This window comes from Pedobacter sp. 01N416 (assembly GCF_056399685.1).
The window spans coordinates 1-1,389 of sequence record NZ_JBFTRT010000854.1 but is presented as its reverse complement, the minus strand read 5'-3'; the positions used below and the strand labels follow the sequence as shown (position 1 = coordinate 1,389).

1 protein-coding gene is annotated in these 1,389 nt (G+C 38.5%); it reads left to right on the top strand.

Annotated features, from left to right (window positions below; genetic code table 11):
* Nucleotides 1-413 precede the first annotated feature (413 nt).
* Nucleotides 414-1,389: phosphotransacetylase family protein (locus AC1DND_RS27860; protein WP_477586098.1), on the top strand; the 976-nt coding region annotated here is incomplete at its 3' end.

The window sequence follows — 1,389 nt, the reverse complement described above, 5'->3', positions numbered from 1 at the left end:
TCGTCATTGCGAGGAACGAAGATAACCGAACGAAGCGAGCTCATGAATGCCTTTAAAAACAACTGCAAAAATGAATAATCTTAAAGCGCAGGTAAGTAACGATCGTTGTAAGATTGCTTCGTCGGCTGAAAAAGCCTTCTCAGCAATGACGATGCCTCGCAGCTTATTATTGCACAAAAAAATCTCTGTCATCTATATTGACTTTTATACAATAAATTACCCCTCAGGATGACAAATCTATATTTGTCATACGTCCAATTCATGCCTTTCCTATTCATGTTTATGGTTGTTGGAATAGTTGACTCCGGTTTTCTAATCAGGCAATTAAAAACTTAACCTCTTTTAGTTTTTAAAATAGATATTTCCAACTATATTGGCCGTGATTGGTTATTCCTATACATTGACCCTTATTTATGACTAAAAATATATTCATTGCTTCGGCCGAACCCTATACCGGAAAATCAGTAATTGCTTTCGGAATGATCAATATGTTATTGGCTAAAACGCAAAAAGTAGGTTACTTTAAACCCATTATTGCGCAAGACGATCAGAATAAAAAAGATGAACATGTAGAAGCCATGTTGGATTATTTCTCACTCCCTGTTAAATATGAGGATGCTTTTGCCTTTACCCGGCAAGAAATGCTGCATCAAGCAGAAGATAGTGGAGCAATTATCAATACCATTATCAGTAAATATAAAAAACTGGAAGATAATTACGATTTCACGGTAATTGAAGGCAGCGATTTTTTAGGCGAAGGTATGGCATTTGAGTTCGAATCGAATGCTTTAATGGCCAAAAACTTAGGTGCACCAGTTTTAATAGTGGTATCGGGAAAGAATAAAACAGCAAGTCAGCTTTTTAAATCTGCCATCAACATTTACCGTAACTTCCTGTTGCGCGATGTGCAGGTATTAGGCGTAGTGGCCAATATGGTGAATCCAGAGGAGGCGGACCGTATTAAACAAGCTTTAACCAATCAATTGCCTGCCGAATTACTTATCGCCGTTATTCCTACCGAAACAGGCCTACAAAGTCCAACAATGAAAGAAATTACATTGGCACTGGGTGGTGAGGTGCTTTTTGGATCTGAACTATTGGATAACCAGGTTGATAATTTTGTGACCGGTGCCATGATGCTGCCCAATTTTTTAAGGCACATAAAAGATAACCTGCTTATTGTTACTCCCGGCGATCGTGGCGATATCATTATAGGCGCACTTCAGGCCAACTTATCAGCCAATTACCCAAAAATTGCAGGCATTGTTTTAACCGCAGGCAGTTTACCGGATGAGCCCATTATTAAATTGATTGAAGGTTTACAAACCATTATTCCAATAATAGCGGTTAAAAAGGGAACTTTCGAAACCACTACAACCATTGGCAGCT